Below are 1488 nucleotides of genomic sequence, written 5' to 3'. Positions count from 1 at the left end.
ACAAAAATTCTTTCAGCTTCATTCTTTCTTAATGCGAATCTTGAAGTTTCAATTTGAACTAAAACAGGATCTCCGCCAAAAACACCTTTAGCGAGTACTTGTAGAGTTTCACCCTCTCTAAAACCTAATAGTTGGAGCCGTTCCAATACGGGATCAGTGGTATGACTGTATTGATTACCTTTTTTGAGATCTCTAATTTTGACGATCTGATTTTGTTTAACTTGAAATAGATTCATTTTCGATACTCTTACTTCAAAGCCAAAATCTTTCGAGCACCATTAAGCACGAATAAAGAAACCAGGATGCCAATGATTAAGTCTGGGTAAGCTGATCCCGTCCACGCCACGAGTACACCGGCAAATATAACGCCCATATTTACCACAACGTCATTCGCCGAGAAAATCCAACTGGCTTTCATATGTGCGCCATCTTCTCGATGACCAGAAATAAGATATAAGCATGTCACGTTAGCTATAAGTGCGAGCAGGCCAATAACAATCATGAGCGTTGATTCTGGCTCGCTTCCAAACATGAATCGTCTAATGACATCAATAATCACGATGACAGCAAGTAATAACTGAATCCAACCTGCGAAATGGGCTGCTTTCACTTGATATTTCGCAGCTTTTCCGACGGCATATAGCGCAATACCATAAACGGCTGCATCGGCAAACATATCTAGAGAATCAGCAATCAATCCTGTAGACGCAGCAATAATTCCGCTGATGAATTCTATAAAGAACAGTAGAGCATTAATGCCTAATAACAGTTTAAGTACTTTAGCTTGTCTCACAGGATCAGGTTCATTAGGTATATCGCCTGTAGAAAGCTGTGTTTCATCAAGTTTCGCCCCAAAACCCAGTCCTTCAAGTTTGGCCGTAATTTGCTGACTCCCTTCATTATGGAAGACTTTCAGTTTTCGATTGGGAAGATCAAAAGTAAGACCTTTAACTGCTTCAATATCTGCAAGAGCCATACGGACCATTTGCTCTTCAGCAGAGCAATCCATTTTAGGAATGGTATAGGTACTTGTTTGCTTAGCCTGTTGATTGCTTATATAAGTTTCAGTCTTCACAAGCTTTGCACCAAAACCCAAAGCTTCAAGTTTGGTAGTTATATTTTCATCTTTTTGATTATGTAGAACCTTTAAAGACCGGTTAGGTAAATCAAAGATGAGTTTTTGAACACCATCAATTGAAGATAGCGCCATACGAACCATCTGTTCTTCCGCAGAACAATCCATTTTGGGAACTAAGTATTCACTCATGTAGTGCGAATCTTTTAAAACGTTTTCAGTGCTTAAATTTTCTTTGGGATCAGAACCACAACAGGATTGAGCGGTATCTTCACAACTGTTTGAAGTGTTACAGCAAGGAGATGAAGATTCTTCTTCCTCTTCACCACAACAGCTAGGCGTATTATCACAATTCTTTGAATTGCTTGCTTCTGCAATTGATGGATGATTTTCTTGTTGAGATTTCTTATCTT

At 39.1% G+C, this 1488-nt stretch carries 2 protein-coding genes; both read right to left on the bottom strand.

What is annotated here, in order from left to right:
- The coding region (locus SE27_RS13140) for a FeoA family protein (RefSeq protein WP_227504661.1) at positions 1 to 236 on the bottom strand (236 nt) is incomplete at its 3' end.
- 11 nt (positions 237 to 247) lie between these two features.
- On the bottom strand, positions 248 to 1488 hold a 1241-nt coding region (locus SE27_RS13135; protein ID WP_319802648.1), incomplete at its 5' end, for a cation transporter.

The sequence above is a fragment of the Acinetobacter harbinensis genome (assembly GCF_000816495.1).
Taxonomy (GTDB): domain Bacteria; phylum Pseudomonadota; class Gammaproteobacteria; order Pseudomonadales; family Moraxellaceae; genus Acinetobacter; species Acinetobacter harbinensis.
Note: the sequence above shows the minus strand (reverse complement) of the source record. Positions and strands in the feature narration are given on the sequence as shown.